14 protein-coding genes and 1 tRNA gene are annotated in these 16509 nt (G+C 59.3%); 14 read left to right on the top strand and 1 reads right to left on the bottom strand.

Going from position 1 to position 16509, the window contains the following annotated elements; genetic code table 11:
- The first annotated feature begins 245 nt into the window (after positions 1-245).
- The 14 genes from ACZ5K9_RS13170 to ACZ5K9_RS13105 all read left to right on the top strand — a co-directional run bounded on the left by ACZ5K9_RS13170 (position 246) and on the right by ACZ5K9_RS13105 (position 14246).
- A tRNA-Gly gene (locus ACZ5K9_RS13170) sits at positions 246-321 on the top strand.
- A gap of 223 nt (positions 322-544) precedes the next feature.
- Positions 545-1057, top strand: coding sequence for a ribosome maturation factor RimP (locus ACZ5K9_RS13165; protein WP_464271787.1), 513 nt, complete (start codon positions 545-547; stop codon positions 1055-1057).
- Positions 1058-1120: 63 nt separating this feature from the next.
- Entirely contained in the window at positions 1121-2428 is a 1308-nt protein-coding gene (nusA, locus tag ACZ5K9_RS13160; protein ID WP_464271786.1) for a transcription termination factor NusA, read from the top strand.
- A 36-nt stretch (positions 2429-2464) separates the two neighbouring features.
- On the top strand, positions 2465-2830 hold the full coding sequence (locus tag ACZ5K9_RS13155) for a YlxR family protein (protein WP_464271785.1): 366 nt from the start codon (positions 2465-2467) through the stop codon (positions 2828-2830).
- 22 nt (positions 2831-2852) lie between these two features.
- A complete protein-coding gene (gene infB / locus ACZ5K9_RS13150; RefSeq protein ID WP_464271784.1) occupies positions 2853-5801 on the top strand; it encodes a translation initiation factor IF-2 in 2949 nt (982 codons plus the stop codon).
- A gap of 153 nt (positions 5802-5954) precedes the next feature.
- Positions 5955-6257: a DUF503 domain-containing protein gene (locus ACZ5K9_RS13145; RefSeq protein ID WP_464271783.1), complete on the top strand. Its 303-nt coding sequence runs from the start codon at positions 5955-5957 to the stop codon at positions 6255-6257.
- A 193-nt stretch (positions 6258-6450) separates the two neighbouring features.
- On the top strand, positions 6451-6798 hold the full coding sequence (gene rbfA, locus ACZ5K9_RS13140; protein ID WP_464271782.1) for a 30S ribosome-binding factor RbfA: 348 nt from the start codon (positions 6451-6453) through the stop codon (positions 6796-6798).
- A gap of 79 nt (positions 6799-6877) precedes the next feature.
- Positions 6878-7834, top strand: a complete 957-nt coding sequence (locus ACZ5K9_RS13135; RefSeq protein ID WP_464273976.1) for a DHH family phosphoesterase — start codon at positions 6878-6880, stop codon at positions 7832-7834.
- Positions 7827-8849: a tRNA pseudouridine(55) synthase TruB gene (truB, locus tag ACZ5K9_RS13130; RefSeq protein WP_464271781.1), complete on the top strand. Its 1023-nt coding sequence runs from the start codon at positions 7827-7829 to the stop codon at positions 8847-8849. The genes ACZ5K9_RS13135 and truB overlap by 8 nt, the downstream gene beginning before the upstream one ends.
- On the top strand, positions 8833-9102 hold the full coding sequence (rpsO, locus tag ACZ5K9_RS13125; protein WP_464271780.1) for a 30S ribosomal protein S15: 270 nt from the start codon (positions 8833-8835) through the stop codon (positions 9100-9102). The genes truB and rpsO overlap by 17 nt, the downstream gene beginning before the upstream one ends.
- A gap of 43 nt (positions 9103-9145) precedes the next feature.
- A complete protein-coding gene (gene pnp / locus ACZ5K9_RS13120; protein ID WP_464271779.1) occupies positions 9146-11242 on the top strand; it encodes a polyribonucleotide nucleotidyltransferase in 2097 nt (698 codons plus the stop codon).
- Between the two features lie 10 nt (positions 11243-11252).
- Positions 11253-12503 carry a M16 family metallopeptidase gene (locus ACZ5K9_RS13115; protein WP_464271778.1) on the top strand — a complete coding sequence of 417 codons (1251 nt, stop codon included), beginning with the start codon at positions 11253-11255 and terminating at the stop codon, positions 12501-12503.
- An 11-nt stretch (positions 12504-12514) separates the two neighbouring features.
- On the top strand, positions 12515-13300 hold the full coding sequence (locus ACZ5K9_RS13110) for an MBL fold metallo-hydrolase (RefSeq protein ID WP_464271777.1): 786 nt from the start codon (positions 12515-12517) through the stop codon (positions 13298-13300).
- 10 nt (positions 13301-13310) lie between these two features.
- On the top strand, positions 13311-14246 hold the full coding sequence (locus ACZ5K9_RS13105; protein WP_464271776.1) for a universal stress protein: 936 nt from the start codon (positions 13311-13313) through the stop codon (positions 14244-14246).
- A 193-nt stretch (positions 14247-14439) separates the two neighbouring features.
- Here the strand turns inward: ACZ5K9_RS13105 and fdhF are convergent, their stop codons facing one another.
- Positions 14440-16485, bottom strand: a complete 2046-nt coding sequence (fdhF, locus tag ACZ5K9_RS13100; protein ID WP_464271775.1) for a formate dehydrogenase subunit alpha — start codon at positions 16483-16485, stop codon at positions 14440-14442.
- Between the last annotated feature and the right edge of the window lie 24 nt (positions 16486-16509).

Raw genomic sequence — 16509 nt, 5'->3', positions numbered from 1 at the left:
GTGCCCACGGCTCCGGGAACCTGTGGGATGAATCCTGTCCCAAGGGGGGGGTAGACTTTTCATTCTCAAAGGAGGGGAAAGGATCTGGGGCTGTGGGTCCTGAAAGTTCTCCTTGCGGGAGGACCTGGCCAAGATTTCTAGAAAACGTTAGATTTCAGTGACGGCCCATCCGGTATGGAGCTCGGCGACATTGGGCTTGACTTCCCAAGGGGAACTCACTACGATGGCCGCGTTGTGGCGGTTAAGCGGGCATAGCTCAGTTGGTAGAGCACGAGCTTCCCAAGCTTGGGGTCGCGGGTTCGAATCCCGTTGCCCGCTCCACACGACGAGAAGCTCACCCTTCCAAAAGTGGAAGGCTTCCCTTTTTGAGGTGGCGTGGGCGCGGCTTTTGGCGGACGCCGACTTCGATTAGTGGATGACAATGTTCAATACGGTCTTTTGTGAACGTCGCACCTCACGGCACTGAAGCCGGATTTTCTGTGATCATTGCTCTACTAATGGGAGTGGGCTTAACGCCCACTTTTTTTTTGCACGGGAACGGTCCATGGACGTGAAGGAAGATCCGACACGGGCGGTTGTTCAAAAGATCTGGGAACTGGTCACCCCCGTGATTACCGCCGAAGGGATGGACCTTGTGGAAGTGGAGTACCGGCGGGAGAGTCAAGGTTGGGTGCTTCGACTGTTTGTGGATCGTGACGGCGGGGTGAATGTGGAGGATTGCGCCGCGGTGAGTCGCGTGGTGGGCGACCTGCTGGATGTGGCGGATCCCATCACGGGTCCGTATCATTTGGAAGTGTCCTCCCCTGGTTTGGACCGCCCCCTTCGACGTTGGGAGCACTTCCAGCGCCAGATCGGCAAGGTGGTCACCGTGCGCACACGCGTGGCCGTGGGCGCTCGAAAGAATTTCAAGGGCATCTTGGTCGATGCTCGCCCAGAGTCCATCCGCGTGAACTGTGACGGGACGCTTTTTGACATCCCTTTAGACATTGTGGAACGAGCCCGTCTGCGTTACTTCGAATCGCTCGGTGCGGACCCCGGATCGACTCGGGAAGACTGAAAGACCCACGCACGTCCCCATTGGGTCGAGCCTGAATGAAGGCACAGGAGGAGAAAAGGCAATATGGCCAGTGAACTGAAGCGGTTGATCGATCAAGTGAGTCGCGAAAAGGGGATCGACCGCGCCGTGTTGATCGAGACCCTGGTCGAAGCGGTGAAATCGGCCATCAAGAAGCGCTACGGGTCGAAGATGGACGTGGAGGTTTCCTTCAATGAAGAATTCGGGGAAATGGAGGCCTTCACTTTCAAGGAAGTCGTCGAAGAAGTCCACGATCCGGAAAAACAGATCTCTTTGGAGCAGGCCAGGGAGCTGGACCCGGAATCGGAAATTGGTGATGAATTGGGAGTCCGCATGGATACGGACACCCTCGGCCGAATCGCCGCGCAATCCGCCAAACAGGTCATCATCCAGAAGATGAAGGACGCCGAAAGGGAAGCCACCTACGACGAATACAAGGAGCGCAAGAGGGAAATCGTCACCGGGATCGTCCAGAAGGTGGACCGCACGGGGATCATCGTCAATCTCGGCCGCGCCGAAGCCATCCTGCCTGTGAAAGAACAGATCCCTCGGGAGGTGTACCGTCAGGGGGACCGGATTCGGGCTTACATCCTGGACGTCAAAAAAATCAGCAAAGGCCCGCAGATTGTTCTGAGCCGAACGCATCCGGACTTCCTCATTCAGCTTTTCCGCATCGAAGTGCCCGAAGTTTCCGACGGCACGGTGAGCATTCTGGCCGCCGCGAGAGAGCCCGGATCGCGAGCCAAGATCGCCGTGGTGTCCAAGGACCCGGACGTGGATCCTGTGGGGGCGTGCGTCGGCATGAAAGGCTCGCGGGTCCAGGCGGTGGTTCAGGAATTGCGCGGGGAAAAGATCGATATCGTCCCGTGGAACATGGACCCGGCCAAGTTTGTGGTCAACGCCTTGGCTCCGGCCATCATCACCAAGGTCATCATCGACCAGACAAACCGGAGCATGGAAGTCATTGTGCCCGACGATCAACTCTCCTTGGCCATTGGGCGGCGCGGACAGAATGTGCGGCTGGCGTCCCGGATCACGGGCTGGCACATCGACGTGAAGAGCGAATCCCGCTATGAACGGCAGAAACAGGCCGGCTATCAGGCCTTGCTCCATATCGACAACCTTTCCGAAGAAATGGCGGATAAGCTCTACGAGGCGGGCATCACATCGCTTCACGACTTTTGTGAGGCGGGCATCGATGAATTGGAGGCCCTGACGGGCCTTTCGGCAACGGCCTTGGAAGCCATGCAACACCAGGCGCGGTCCTTGATCGATTCCGGTCGTCTGGCCGAAGTGACGGCATCCGAGGTCCACGAGGAAGAAAACGACACCGAGGACGGGACCGAAGCTTGAAAGGCCGGAGTCTGAGGTCGAGGGGAACCCGGCGGAGTGAAGACGAAACCCTCGGGGCATGTGCCCTATCGCACCTGTATCGTGTGCCGGTCGAAACGCCCAAAGGGGGATCTTCTGCGGCTCGTGCTGGATCAAGACCGACGAGTGACGCCCGATCCTCGACAGCGGCTGCCGGGGCGCGGGGCGTATGTGTGTCCGTCCTGTGTGGGTTCCGTCACGAGAGGGAAAGCCCTCGCTCGGGCTTTCCGAGGCCGGCTTCATGAATTGTCTCCATCTTTGATGGAGTGGATCCAACGGGCGCAGGAGGATTCAACGGGCAGCCAAAACACGGAGGACCAGTCATTATGTGTGCGTGATGCCAAACAACGTCCAGGGCTCGGGTCCGGGGGACGCGGCCGCTGAAGATTTCCAGGGGGTTTTTTCCATGGCACGAATGAGGGTGCACGAACTAGCCAAAGAGTTGGATATGAATACCAAGGAGCTCCTCGACCGGATCCTCAAGATGGGGATCTCCGTAAAAAACCACATGAGCACCTTGAGTGACTCGGCCATAGCCAAGATCCGCGATCACCTCCAGGGAGAAACGGCGAAGCACGTGGAGGAGAAACGGATCGGCCGACAGGTGATTCGAAGACGAAAGCGCACGGCAGCCGAGGAGGCCGCAGAGGCGGAAACCGTGGCGGCCGTGGAAGACGTCGGAGTTTACCCCGAGGAAGAGGTCACACCCCTGCAGGAAGAGGCAGTGCAGGAAGAAGAAACACCGGCCGCACCTTCGCCAGCGGGACCGTCGGCTCCGATACCGGAGGAATCGGTGCCCCCTGTATCCCCCGTCGTCGAGATTCCTCCTGCCGAAGAACCCCCGGCACCGCCACCGGAACGCACGCCCGAACCCGCCGAAGTCGTCCAGCCCGTCCCGGAAGAGCCGGTCCTTGTCGAGCCTGTTGTCAGAGAAGCCGCCGAGGAGGCTGTGCCTGAAGAACCATCGGCGATGGAACCGGTGGCTTTCAAGAGGCCGGAGGCTGAGCCCGAACCGGTTCCCAAAGCCCCCGAGGAACCTCTGCCACCTTCTGAGGAAGAGCCCATGGCGGAAGAGATTGAGACGGAAGGTGTCGTGGCCGAACCTGTCTCCCTTGAGCCCGCTGAGGCGGAAGCCGCCCGGGTTATTCCGCTAAGGGACGTGGAAGCCGAAGCAGCGGTTGAAGAAGGGGAAGAAGAGGACAAAGGCAAGAAGAAGAAAGCCAAACGGCGTCGCCGAAAACGCCGAAAAGACGAGCCGGCACGCATCATCAGTCTCCCTGAGGTTATCCCGGTGGAACCCGAGGAGGAACCTGAGGTGCCCCCGACGGTGGTGCGATTCATCCCCGAACAGGAAATCACGCGGGAGCCTTTGCGCAAGAAACGCATCCGAGCTGATGAAGAACCGGTATCTCCCGAGAAAAAGTTGCGCAAAGGCCGCAAAGAGGTAGTCGGTCGCGAAGAGCTCTACACCAAGAAAGAACTGCGGGCTCAGGACGAAAGGGGCAAAGCGGGCCCCCGTCGAGAAGAGCTTGGTCCGCAAAAGCCGGTGGTAACGGTCCCCAAGGCCATCAAACGCCGCATCCGCATTGACGAAGCCATTACGGTGGCCAATTTGGCCAAGCACATCGGCGTCAAGGCTACGGAGATTATCAAAAAGCTGCTCCTTCTCGGCCTCCCGGCCAACATCAATCAGGCCATCGATTACGACGCCGCGGCACTGGTGGCGGCGGAATTCGGCTACGAAGTGGAAAAAGCCGGTTTCGAGGAAGAGGACATCCTTCACAGCGCGGAAGATCGTCCGGAAGACCTCCAGCCGCGGCCGCCCGTCGTTACGGTGATGGGGCACGTGGACCACGGCAAGACCTCGCTCTTGGACGCCATCCGCCACACCAAAGTCATTGACCAGGAAGCGGGCGGGATCACGCAGCACATCGGCGCGTACTTCGTGGAGCTGGACGGGCGCCATATCACCTTTTTGGACACCCCGGGCCATGAGGCCTTCACGGCCATGCGGGCCAGGGGCGCGAAGGTGACCGACATTGTTATCCTTGTGGTGGCCGCCGACGACGGCGTCATGCAGCAAACCGTGGAGGCCATCAACCATGCCAAAGCGGCCGGCGTCCCCATCATGGTGGCCATCAACAAGATCGACAAACCGAACGCCAACCCCGATCGAGTGAAAAGGGAATTGTCCGAACACGGCCTCCTGCCGGAGGAATGGGGCGGAGACGTGACCATGGTGGAAATTTCCGCCAAAAAGAAGATCGGTATCGAGGATCTTTTGGAAATGGTTCTCCTCCAGGCGGAACTTCTGGAACTCAAGGCCAACCCCAACAAGACGGCTCGAGGACGTGTCATCGAAGCCAAGCTGGACAAAGGTCGAGGTCCCGTCGCCACGATCCTCGTCCAGGAAGGGACCCTTCGGGAAGGGGACGCCTACGTCTGCGGGACCTATTCAGGCCGTGTGCGCAGCATGTTTAATGACAAGGGGCAAAAGATCACCTCTGCCGGCCCATCGGTTCCCGTGGAAGTTTTGGGACTTTCCGGGGTCCCCAATGCCGGCGACGACTTCGTGGTCCTGGCAGACGAAAAGCAGGCAAAACTCGTCGCCGAACATCGGCAACTCAAGGCTCGAGAAAAGGAACTCTCCCGGACCACCAAGGTCACCCTGGAAAAACTTTACGAACAGATCCGCGACGGCCAGGTCAAGGAAATCAACGTTATTTTGAAGACGGACGTCCAAGGATCCATGGAAGCCATTCGGGATTCCTTGCTGAAGCTTTCGACTGCGGACGTCAAAGTGAACCTCATCCATGCAGGCACCGGCGCCGTTTCCGAAAGCGACGTCATGCTCGCTTCGGCCTCCAACGCCGTCATCATTGGGTTCAACGTGCGTGCCGACGCGAAGGCCCAAGATCTGGCCGAGCAGGAAAAGGTGAGCATCCGCTACTATGACGTGATTTACCAAATACTGGACGACATCAAAGACGCCATGGTGGGCCTGCTCGAACCGCAGTACGAGGAGCAGGTCGTGGGGCGGGCCGAAGTGCGCCAAACATTCCATATTTCCCGCATCGGCACCGTGGCTGGATGCTATGTCACCGATGGGAAGGTGGAACGCAACGCCAAGGTCCGCTTGATTCGAGACGGCGTGGTGGTCTGGGACGGCAAGATTTCCTCCTTGAAACGATTCAAGGATGATGCGCGAGAGGTGAAGGCCGGTTTTGAATGCGGTCTCACCATCGAGAACTTTAACGACATCAAGGTGGGCGATCTGCTGGAAGTTTACCAGATGGTGGAAGTCGCCCCGACATTGGAAACCGGTCCATCCCAGGAGGAACGCCGCCCATCCTAGGAGGCCGTGGGAGCGCACTCATTCGCCCCGATTGGGCCCACGACCCTTGACGCTTTAGGAAACGTTCAGAAGTCTGGGGCTGGGGCGGAACGGCACTCGGCCCTTGTGAGGGCAAGCTCAGCCGGCGGTGGGCATACAGCCACTGGGATGATCATGGAGGACAGTGCGGTGAACGTCGGCGTGGCCAGAGTGACCTTTCGGCTGCATGGAAACGACTCGCTGAAAGGCAAGCGCAAAATCGTCAAGAGCCTCATCGAAAAAAGCCGCAACCGCTTTCCCGTCTCCATTGCCGAGGTGGACGACCTCGACCGCTATCAGCGGGCCACGTTGGGCATTGCGGTCATCGGGAACGACTCCCGATTGCTCAATTCCATCCTGGACAAGGTTGTGGATTACATGGCGGGCATGGGACTTGCCGATTTGGAAAGTCACGACATTGAGCTGATCCCGCTCTAGGGGCGTGCCGGAGAATGCGCGAACCCCGGGCTCAGATGAATCGCCGCGGAAAGGCCGGGCATTCGATACAGCACTTCCGGTCGGTCCTTGCCGGCGGGCAGTGTGGCTCTCCCGTGGTCCCGTCCTGGAGGCGGGCAGCCCCAGGGGACGACACCTGTGAACAGGCTTTCCGGAAGGGGACAATGGATTGACCATGGAATTTAAAAGAGCGGACCGTGTGGCGGATCTCCTGCAGCGCACCGTCGCCGAAATTCTGTTGCGGCGCGTCAGGGATCCCCGCTTGAGTAAACTGACTGTCACCGGCGTGGAAGTCACCGCCGATCTTCGGTACGCAAAAATTTTCTATTGTTTTGTGGGAAAACCGGAAGAAAGGCCCGAGGTGGCCAAAGCTCTGGAAAAGGCACGTTCTTTTATCCGTCGTGAGATCGGCCGGCGTGTGGAACTGCGTTATGTGCCGGACATTCAATTCTTTTTCGACGCTTCCTTTGACTACGGAGAAAAAATTGAACGGTTGCTCCATCGAATCCACGAAGAGTCATGACTCCCCCAGGGGGATCTCGAGCGCGGAGCCGAGCCTGCCGCCCTTGGATGACGCCGGGCGGATGCGGATTTTGACGGCTGTGAAGCAGGTGATCGACACCGGACGCCGTTTCGCCGTCGCCACGCATGTGCGTCCCGACGGCGACGCCGTGGGGTCCGTACTGGCCTTGACCACCATGCTGCGACTTTTGGGAAAAAGTGCCGATCCCTATTGCGAAGATCCTCCACCGCCGGGTCACGATTTCCTGGACGGCGTCCATCAGATCCGCCACGTGTGGAACGCCGCTGCAGATTACGATACGGCCATCCTTGTGGATTGTGGGGAATTCAATCGGGTGGGGACGGTGCTCGCCGAACCCCTTTCCCGAGTCCCGGTCCTCGTCAACATCGACCATCACGTGAGCCATGAGGTTTTCGGCACGGTCTCCTGGGTGGATTCCAAGGCCAGCAGCACCTGTGAGCTCCTCTATGATCTGGCCGTGTTCCTGGATGTGCCCTTCACGCCGGAATTGGCTGCGCAACTCTATACCGGCATCTTGACCGATACGGGGTCCTTTCGCTTTTCCAACACGACCCGAAAGGTTCTCGCCATTGCGACAGACCTCGTGGGCCATGGCGCCCAGCCGGCTTTTATTGCGGGGCAGATCTACGATTCCGGATCACCGCAGAGGTTAAGGCTTTTGGCCCGCGTGCTGGCGACAGTGGCTTTTGAAGCCGGCCATCGACTGGCGACGGCCGAACTGAGTCAGGCCATGTTCCGGGAAACGGACACCACCCGGGCCGATGCGGAAAGTTTCATTAACCATTTGCGCAGCGTGCGCACCGTGCTCATGGCCGCCTTGTTTCGCGAGGAACGCGACGGCACCGTCCATGTGAGCCTGAGGTCCAAGGACCCGGTGGACGTGGCGGCCTTTGCCCGGCGATATGGCGGGGGCGGTCACCGGCACGCCTCGGCGTTTCGGACCCATGGGACGCTGGCCCACGTGCGGGCCGTCGTCACCAAGGAAGCTCTGGAGTACCTGAACGGCCATGTATGAGAAGGCAACCGGCGCATTGGTGAAGACCAAATCCGTGGGCATCGAGGAAGCCTGTCCCTCCGTGAGTGGTGTCCTGTTGGTGGACAAACCCGAAGGGTGGACCTCCCACCAGGTGGTGGACGTGCTGCGCCGTCGGCTTGGCGTGCCCAAAATCGGCCACACGGGGACTTTGGACCCCTTCGCCACCGGTCTTCTTGTCCTGTGCCTCGGCGAGGCCACCCGCGTCGCCGATCTCCTGACCCACACGGATAAACGATACGTCTTCCGGATGCGCTTGGGCGTTGAGACGGACACACTGGACCGAACGGGCCGGATCACGCACGTCTATGACGGCCCTCCTGTGGACGGCGCACGTCTGCGGGACATCGTCTCCCGGATGGTGGGCCCACAAATGCAGCCTGTCCCTCGGTACTCTGCCGTAAAGGTTCAGGGACGCCGCCTCTACCAGTGGACGCGGGACGGCCAAGAGGTGGAAAGGCCTGTCAAGCCTGTGGAGATTTACGCCTTTCACATCCTGGAGGCCGCGTGGCCGGACGTGACGTGCAGCGTCCACTGTTCCAAAGGGACGTATGTGCGGCAATTGGCTGCCGATGTGGGCCGTCTGCTGGGCTGCGGGGCTCATGTCTCGGCGCTTCGTCGAATGGAAAGTGGCCCTTTCTCGGTCCACCACGCGCTCTCTTTAGACGCCCTGGAACGGATGGCTCATGAGGATCGGGAGTGGATCCGCCATGTGATTCCCATGCACGTGGCGCTCTCCCATCTGCCTGCCGTGGTGGTGAAGGATTCCGCCACCCGAAACCGACTGCGCCATGGACAACTGCCCGACACCTGGCCGGAACTCCTCGCCGCTGTGGCGCACGGACACCCCGGACCCGTTCGGCTCATGGGTCCCGACAACGTGCTGCTGGCCTTGTGGTGGCCCGTGCCCCAGGCCGGCGGGCGTTGCCTGAAGGTTTTTCAATCAACGGAAAATCTCACTTCAAAGAAGGAGGACAACCGTGGTTCTCACCCCTGAAAGGAAGAAAGAAATCATCGACACCTACAAAATTCACCCCAGCGATACGGGTTCGCCCGAAGTCCAAATTGCTTTGCTTAGCGAACGCATCAATTATTTGACCGAGCACTTCAAGATCCACAAAAAGGATCATCATTCCCGGCGCGGCCTGCTCAAGCTGGTGGGCCAACGACGGCAGCTCCTCAATTATTTGAAGCGCAAGAACATTGATCGATACCATACGCTGATCGAGCGTTTGGGGCTGCGCCGGTAAACACACGTTGCCGATGGACCCCGGAAAGACGAGGAACATATCTATGAAGAAAACGGTTCAGGTTGATGTGGGTGGACGCCCCCTCATCTTCGAAACGGGCCATGCGGTCCGGCAAGCCAGCGGTGCGGTGTTCATGCGCTACGGCGACACGGTGGTCATGGTGGCCGCCGTGAAAGAAGACCGGATTCGCGAAGGCATCGATTTCGTCCCGCTCATGGTGGAATATCAGGAGATGAGTTACGCAGCCGGGCGGATTCCGGGCGGTTTCTTCCGCAGGGAAATCGGTAGACCCAGCGAAAAAGAAACCCTGACCTCCCGACTCATCGACCGCCCCATCCGGCCCTTGTTCCCCAAAGGGTTCGCGTACGAAACCCAGGTGATCGCCACGGTGCTGTCCGTGGATCAGGAAAACGAGCCCGACGTGGTGGCACTTACAGGAGCCTCGGCGGCTTTACACATCTCTGCTTTGCCCTTTGCAGGGCCGGTGGCCGCCGTGCGTGTCGGTCGCGTGAACGGTCAGTACATCATCAATCCCAGTGCCGCCCAAATCGAACGCAGTGACATGAACATCGTCGTGGCCGGAAGCCGGGATGCTGTCGTCATGGTGGAGGGAGGAGCTCGGTTCGTCCCCGAAGCGGATATCCCGGAAGCCATCGACCAAGCGCATCGCGCCATCCTGCCCATTTTGGATGCTCAGGAAGAACTGCGCCGCTTGGCGGGTGTCCCCAAGGAAGCCATCGTCGAACCCGCGGTGGATCCCGCAGTGGAGCAGGCGGTCAGGGAAATGGCCGCGGAGGCCATGCGGGAGGTCATGACGACGGCCGAAAAGCTGGCGCGCCGTGACAAGAAGAAAACCTTGCAACAGAATGTCATGGCCGCCATGGCGGAAAGATTCCCCGGCTCGGAAAAAGACGTGGAACGCGTCTTTGAGAAACTGGAAAAGGAAATCGTGCGGCGGATGATGGTTCAAGAACGACGTCGCATCGACGGCCGGGCGTTCCATGAAATCCGCCCCATCAGTATCGACGTGGGACTCCTGCCCCGCACCCACGGATCGGCTTTATTCCGACGGGGAGAAACCCAGGTGCTGGCCGTGACCACCTTGGGCTCGTCCAGCGACGAACAAAAAATCGAAGCCCTCACGGGGGAATCGTTTAAATCCTTCATGCTCCATTACAATTTCCCGCCCTACTCGGTCGGGGAAGTCCGTCCCTTGCGGGGGCCGGGCCGCCGCGAAATCGGCCACGGCGCGTTGGCCGAACGGGCCGTCAAGCCCATCTTGCCCTCCGATGGCAGCTTCCCGTACACCATCCGTGTGGTCTGTGAAGTTCTGGAATCCAATGGGAGCAGTTCCATGGCCAGCGTCTGCGGGGCCTGCCTGGCTCTCATGGATGCGGGCGTGCCCGTCCAGGACATGGTCGCCGGGATCGCCATGGGGTTGGTGAAGGAAGGGGAGGACTTCCTCGTGCTTTCCGACATCCTGGGTGATGAGGACCACCTGGGGGACATGGATTTTAAGGTGACCGGCAATGAAAAGGGCGTGACGGCCATCCAGATGGACGTGAAAATCGCCGGCATCAGCCGGGAGATCATGACGCGCGCTTTGGAGCAAGCCCGTCAGGGACGACTGTTCATTCTGTCCAAGATGCGGGAAGTCATCGACACGCCGCGCCCCGAATTGTCCCCCTACGCTCCGCGCATGGAAGTCATCCACATCAACCCGGAAAAAATCCGCGACGTCATCGGGCCTGGAGGCAAGATCATCCGAGGAATCGTTGCGGAAACAGGCGCGAAGATCGATATCGAAGACTCCGGCCGCGTGGTCATCATGAGCCCCGATAAGGAGGCCTGTCAAAAAGCCATTGACAAAATCCGAGGGCTCACCATGGAACCCGAAGTCGGTCAGGTCTATATGGCTCGGGTCACCAAGGTCACGGATTTCGGTGCCTTCGCGGAAATCCTCCCGCACACGGAAGGCCTTATCCACATCTCCCAATTGGATCACAAGCGGGTTCAGAAAGTCACCGATGTGGTCAAGGAAGGCGATGAGGTCTTGGTGAAGGTCATCGATATCGACCGTGAAGGCCGCATCCGGCTCAGCCGAAAGGCCGTGCTGGGAAACCCGGAACATCGCAAATGACGAGGACACCGTGGTTCGCAAGACCATACTTCCCAACGGCATTCGGATCGTGACAGAAAAGATGCCCGGGTTCCATTCGGTGTCCACGGGCATCTGGGTCAATGTGGGATCGCGGGACGAGGAACCTCATGAGCAAGGGGTGACCCATCTCATTGAGCACATGTTGTTCAAAGGCACGGCCAAACGATCTGCGCTGGAGATTGCGAAAGCCCTGGATGCCGTGGGCGGATTTGCCAATGCGTTCACGTCCAAAGAAAACCTGTGCATCCACGCCAAAGTCATGGACACGCACCTGGACCTGGTGGTGGATGTGCTCACGGATATTTTTCTCAATTCCGTATTCGCCGACGAAGAGATCGAAAGGGAACGCCAGGTCGTCGTCCAAGAGATCAACATGATCGAAGACTCCCCCGAAGACCTGGTGCACATTCTCTTTCAGCAACATTTCTGGAAGGACCATCCCCTGGGCGTCCCCATCTACGGCACCGAAGCGTCGGTTCTGGCGCTGGACCGAAGCAAGATTCTGAATTTCCTCGGGAGACGCTTCGCCCCGGAAGCGGTGGTCGTGGCGGCGGCAGGGAACGTGGACCATGCGGCATTTGTGGACCTCGTGGCCCCGCACCTGGAATCTTTGAACCACACCCGACGCGCCCCGCAGCGGCAGGCGCCGCCCGTGTCCAACCATCGGACCATTTTGCCCAAAGACCTGGAACAGGTGCACATCTGCATGGGTTTTCCCGGATGCTCCCAATCGGATCCTCAGCGATTCGCCTGCCATGTGCTCAACGTGGTTCTCGGCAACAGCATGAGCAGCCGCCTCTTTCAGGAAGTGCGGGAAAAGCGGGGCCTGGCCTATTCCATCTATTCTTTTGTCAACAGCCACGAGGATACGGGCCTCATGGGCGTCTACGCCGCCGTGGCGCCGGGGGATGTGGATGAAACCTTGGCCGTGATCACCGCGGAAATGGACGCAATCCACCGCGATTCCATCACCGCCCTGGAGCTCTCCGCCGCCAAGGAATATCTCAAAGGGAGCATGTACCTCAACGCGGAAAGCACCGATGCGCGCATGAACCGGCTGGCAAAGAACGAATTCGTCTTCGGGCGTCACGTGCCCCTGGAAGAGGTCGAGGAAGCCATCGATAGGGTGAGCGCCGAAGACGTCCAGGAGTGGTTCCGAGAGCACTATCGACCGGAGTCAACGGCTTTGATGCTCCTCGGACCGCTCGACCACGGCCTCAACGGCGTCGCGGCGGCGTGAGCGTAGGGGCCATGGCGCTGGTTTTTCAAATTCTTGGCAGTGGATCCAAAGGCAACGCCATCTATGTGGCCGGAGGATCAACGGCCGTGCTGGTGGACGCCGGGCTGAGCGCCAAGGAAATCGTGCGCCGCATGGAGGGTGTCGGCCTTCACCCGAGACGGCTTGCCGCCGTGTTGATCAGCCATGAACACACCGATCACATCCGCGGGGTCGGTGTCCTCAGCCGGCGGTTCGACCTTCCCGTTTACCTGACCCAAGGCTCCCTGGAATCGCTCCCGAACCAGCTGGGAGAACTGGCGGGCGTCCATATCATCCAGTCGGGCCGACCCTTCGCCGTTGGGGAATTGGCCGTGCATCCTTTCTCCCTGTCTCATGACGCCGCCGACCCCGTCGGCTACATCGTGGAACACAACGGATGCCGATTGGCCGTCTGCACCGACTGCGGAACGGCAACCCAACTGGTGCGCGCCCGCCTTCAGCATTGCCACGGCTTGATCGTGGAAGCCAATCACGACGTGGATCGGCTGATTCACGGTCCCTATGCCTGGCACCTCAAGCAACGCATCCGCAGTCGCCATGGACATCTCAGCAACGAGGAGTGCTGCGATCTGTTGCAGAACGTCCATCACGAGAAGTTGCAAGTCGTGGTCATGGCACATTTGAGCGAGATCAACAATCACCCGAAGATCGTTCAAGATACCCTTGGACAACGGCTGGAAGGGGAAAAGTGGAGTCACGTCCGCTTTCTTATCGCTGCACAGCATGAGGCCACGCCTCTATGCGAATTGACCCCCTAAGGAGTTCGTGATGGATTCGACGCCTAAGTCTTTCCTGCTGCCCATCGACGGGACGGAAGAGTCCCTCCGCCCGATCCGCTTTCTCACCCGACTTTACGCCGACCGCTCTCAAATCAACCTCACCATCCACTACTTGGTGCCACCCCTGCCTCCCGTGTACTCCGAAGGGCGACTGAGCCCCGCCCAGGTGGCTAAAAAGAAAGAGTTCCTTAAACAACGGGAAGATGCGGCACAGAAGGCCTGCGCTCGAGCCAAGCAGGTGTTGTTGGAGTCGGGTTTTAGCGAGGATATCATCCACGAGCTCGTCCAGGAAAAAGAGCTGAGTGTCGCTCATCATGCGTGCCGGCTGGCGGACATCAAGCGTGTGGATGCCGTGCTGTTTCCAAAACAGTCCAGCAGCCGATTGGAAGGATTCCTCAAAGGAGACCACACGTCCGCCCTGCTCCACCACTGCCTGGTGAGCCCCATTTGGTTCGTGGACGATCCCGTGGACACCTCTCGGGCCGTGGTGTGCGTCTCTGAACACGCCGCTTCGGTTCGAGCTTTGGATCATGCGCTGTTCATGCTCGAACACACGGCCACGCGAATCGATGTGGTGCATTTTTCCAGGCGGCTTTCCAAGAAGATCGTCGTCGCAGGCCGCGAACCCACGGCAGAAATGGATCGGTGGGTGGCCGATCAGCCCAAAGAGGTGCGGGAAAATTACGCGCAGGCCCTCAAAATGATTGCCGACACCGCCATCCCCGCCGAGCGCCTGCGCCTCGTGGCCGCACCCCACTCCGGCAAGATCGCCTCGGACATTCTCGCGTACTGCAGCGAACATCACGCCGGAATCGTCGTTCTCGGCCACGGGGGCGCCGAGGGCACATGGGGGTTTCTGAAAAGCTCCGTGACGAAAAAAATCCTTGCGGATTTTCACCACCAAGCCGTCTGGGTGAATCAATAGGGATGTCGGCCCACGACCGTGCGCCGCCCCGATCCCCCATGGACCCTTGACCGACGGCTTGGCTCATGAAGCTCGTTTGTCTCGGTGTTTCACCAGGGGTTGTCGTAAACTTCGCACCGTATCGCCGCCTCAGGGGGCGCCGCATCGGCCGGTCTGTGTCCTGTGCACGCTCGGGGAACAGGACGCCCGACTTTCAATGAAGGACCTTGGCAATGGAAACCGCCCCCACTTTAAACTCGGGAATCTTCGCCAGCGGGTCATAGGCCTCGACGCTGGTCAGAATGTTGGCCGGGCTTTCCCCGAAGTGAATGGGAACGAAGACCGTTCCTCGGGCGACGCGTCGTGTCAAGCGCGCCGGGGCTTCCAGCTCGCCACGCTGAGAAGAAACTCGGACCAGTTCTCCCTCCCGAATCCCCATCTCCCGGGCATCTTCCGGGTGCATCTCCACGTAGCCATCTTTCTGTTCAGCGTCCAACTGCGGGGTAATCCGCGTCATGGTGCCCGTGTGGTAATGTGCAAACATGCGCCCCGTGGTGAGCTGAAAAGGCATAGCCGGCGTGGGCAGCTCCGCTGGATCCCTGTGTTCAACCACGTGGAACTTGCCCAAACCCCGACTGAACTGGTCTCTATGAAGAAAGGGCGTTCCGGGATGATCAATCGTAGGGCAGGGCCACTGCAAACCATCGATTCCCAAACGGTCGTGACGCATCCCGCCATAAAGCTTGGGGGCCAGCAGCGCGATCTCTTCCATGACCTCGCTCGGGCCGCTGTAGTCCATGGGGTAACCCATGGCCTGAGCCAGCAGGCAAAGGATCCGCCAATCGGGGAGACTTTCACCTACAGGATCCACGGCGCGCCGAATCCGTAAACATCGGCGTTCGGTATTGGTAAAAGTACCGTCTTTTTCGGCGGAAGATGCCGCCGCCAAAACCACATCGGCCACCTGGGCCGTTTCACTCAAGAAAATATCCTGAACCAATAAGAATTCCAGACGTTTCATGGCGTGGCGCAGATGATTCCAGTCCGGGTCGCTGAGGCGCGGATTTTCACCGATGACATACAAGGCTTTCAACTTTCCTTCCGCCATGGCCTGAGCCATCTCTGTGATGGTCAGGCCGGGCTGAGAAGGAATGGGCACCCCCCACACCTGAGCGAATCTTTCGCGCACCTCCATGTCGGTCACCGGCTGGTAGCCAGGGAGCACATTGGGCAGACCGCCCATGTCACAGGCCCCCTGCACATTATTTTGCCCCCTTAACGGATTGACCCCTCCGCCCCGCACACCCACATTGCCGCACAACAAGGCCAAATTGCAGATGGCTTTGACGTTGTCGACACCGGTGATGTGCTGGGTGATCCCCATGGCGTACAAAATGGACGCGGGTCTGTTCTGCGCGTAGAGTCGAGCCATCTTTTCCACGACGCCCGCTTCAACCCCCGTGAGCGCTTCAACCCTTTCTGGAGTGTAGGCGGTCACCGAGCGCGAAAAGTCCTCAAAGCCTTCGGTCCTCGCTTGAATGTAGGCCCGATTATGCCACCCGTTTCGCAGAATGTGATACATCATGCCGTTCAGCAAGGCCACATCCGAACCTAACCGATGCTGGACCGCCACATCGGCAAATCGGCCGAGATGAATCTTTCTGGGATCCGCCACGACCAATGCCGCTCCTTTTTCTCGTGCACGCAGCACACGTGCGGCGATCAGGGAATGGCATTCTGTGGTGTTGGATCCAATGACGAACAGGCAGGCACTGTCCTCCATCTCGGCAATAGAGTTGCTCATGGCTCCACTTCCAAACGCGGCGGCAAGACCTACCACCGTGGAGGAGTGTCAAAGTCTGGCACAATGGTCAATGTTGTTGGTGCCCAGGACCGCACGGGCAAATTTCTGGGCCAGGTAGTTCTCTTCGTTGGTTATCTTGGCGGACACAAGCACACCGATGGCTTCAGGTCCATACCGTTCTTTGATCTGGGAGAGCCGCTCTGCCGTGACTTCAAGGGCTCGTTGCCAACTGACCTTATGCAGGCGTCCAAGCGTTCGCACGAGGGGGGCTTTGAGCCGCAACGGATGGTGCACGAAGGCATGGGCATTCCAGCCTTTGATGCACAATTTTCCTTCACTGACCGGGTGGCCTTTGAAGGGCAGCACACCGGTGATCCTGCCGTTCATGACCTTGTAGAGCAGGCCGCAGCCCACACCACAGTAGGGACAGATGGACGGGACAAGCTTGTAGTCCATCGCTGTTCCTCCCTGATTTCTTTT

The sequence above is a fragment of the Desulfosoma profundi genome, from assembly GCF_055387865.1.
The sequence above is the reverse complement of the archived record's forward strand: the minus strand, read 5'-3'. Positions and strand labels throughout refer to the sequence as shown.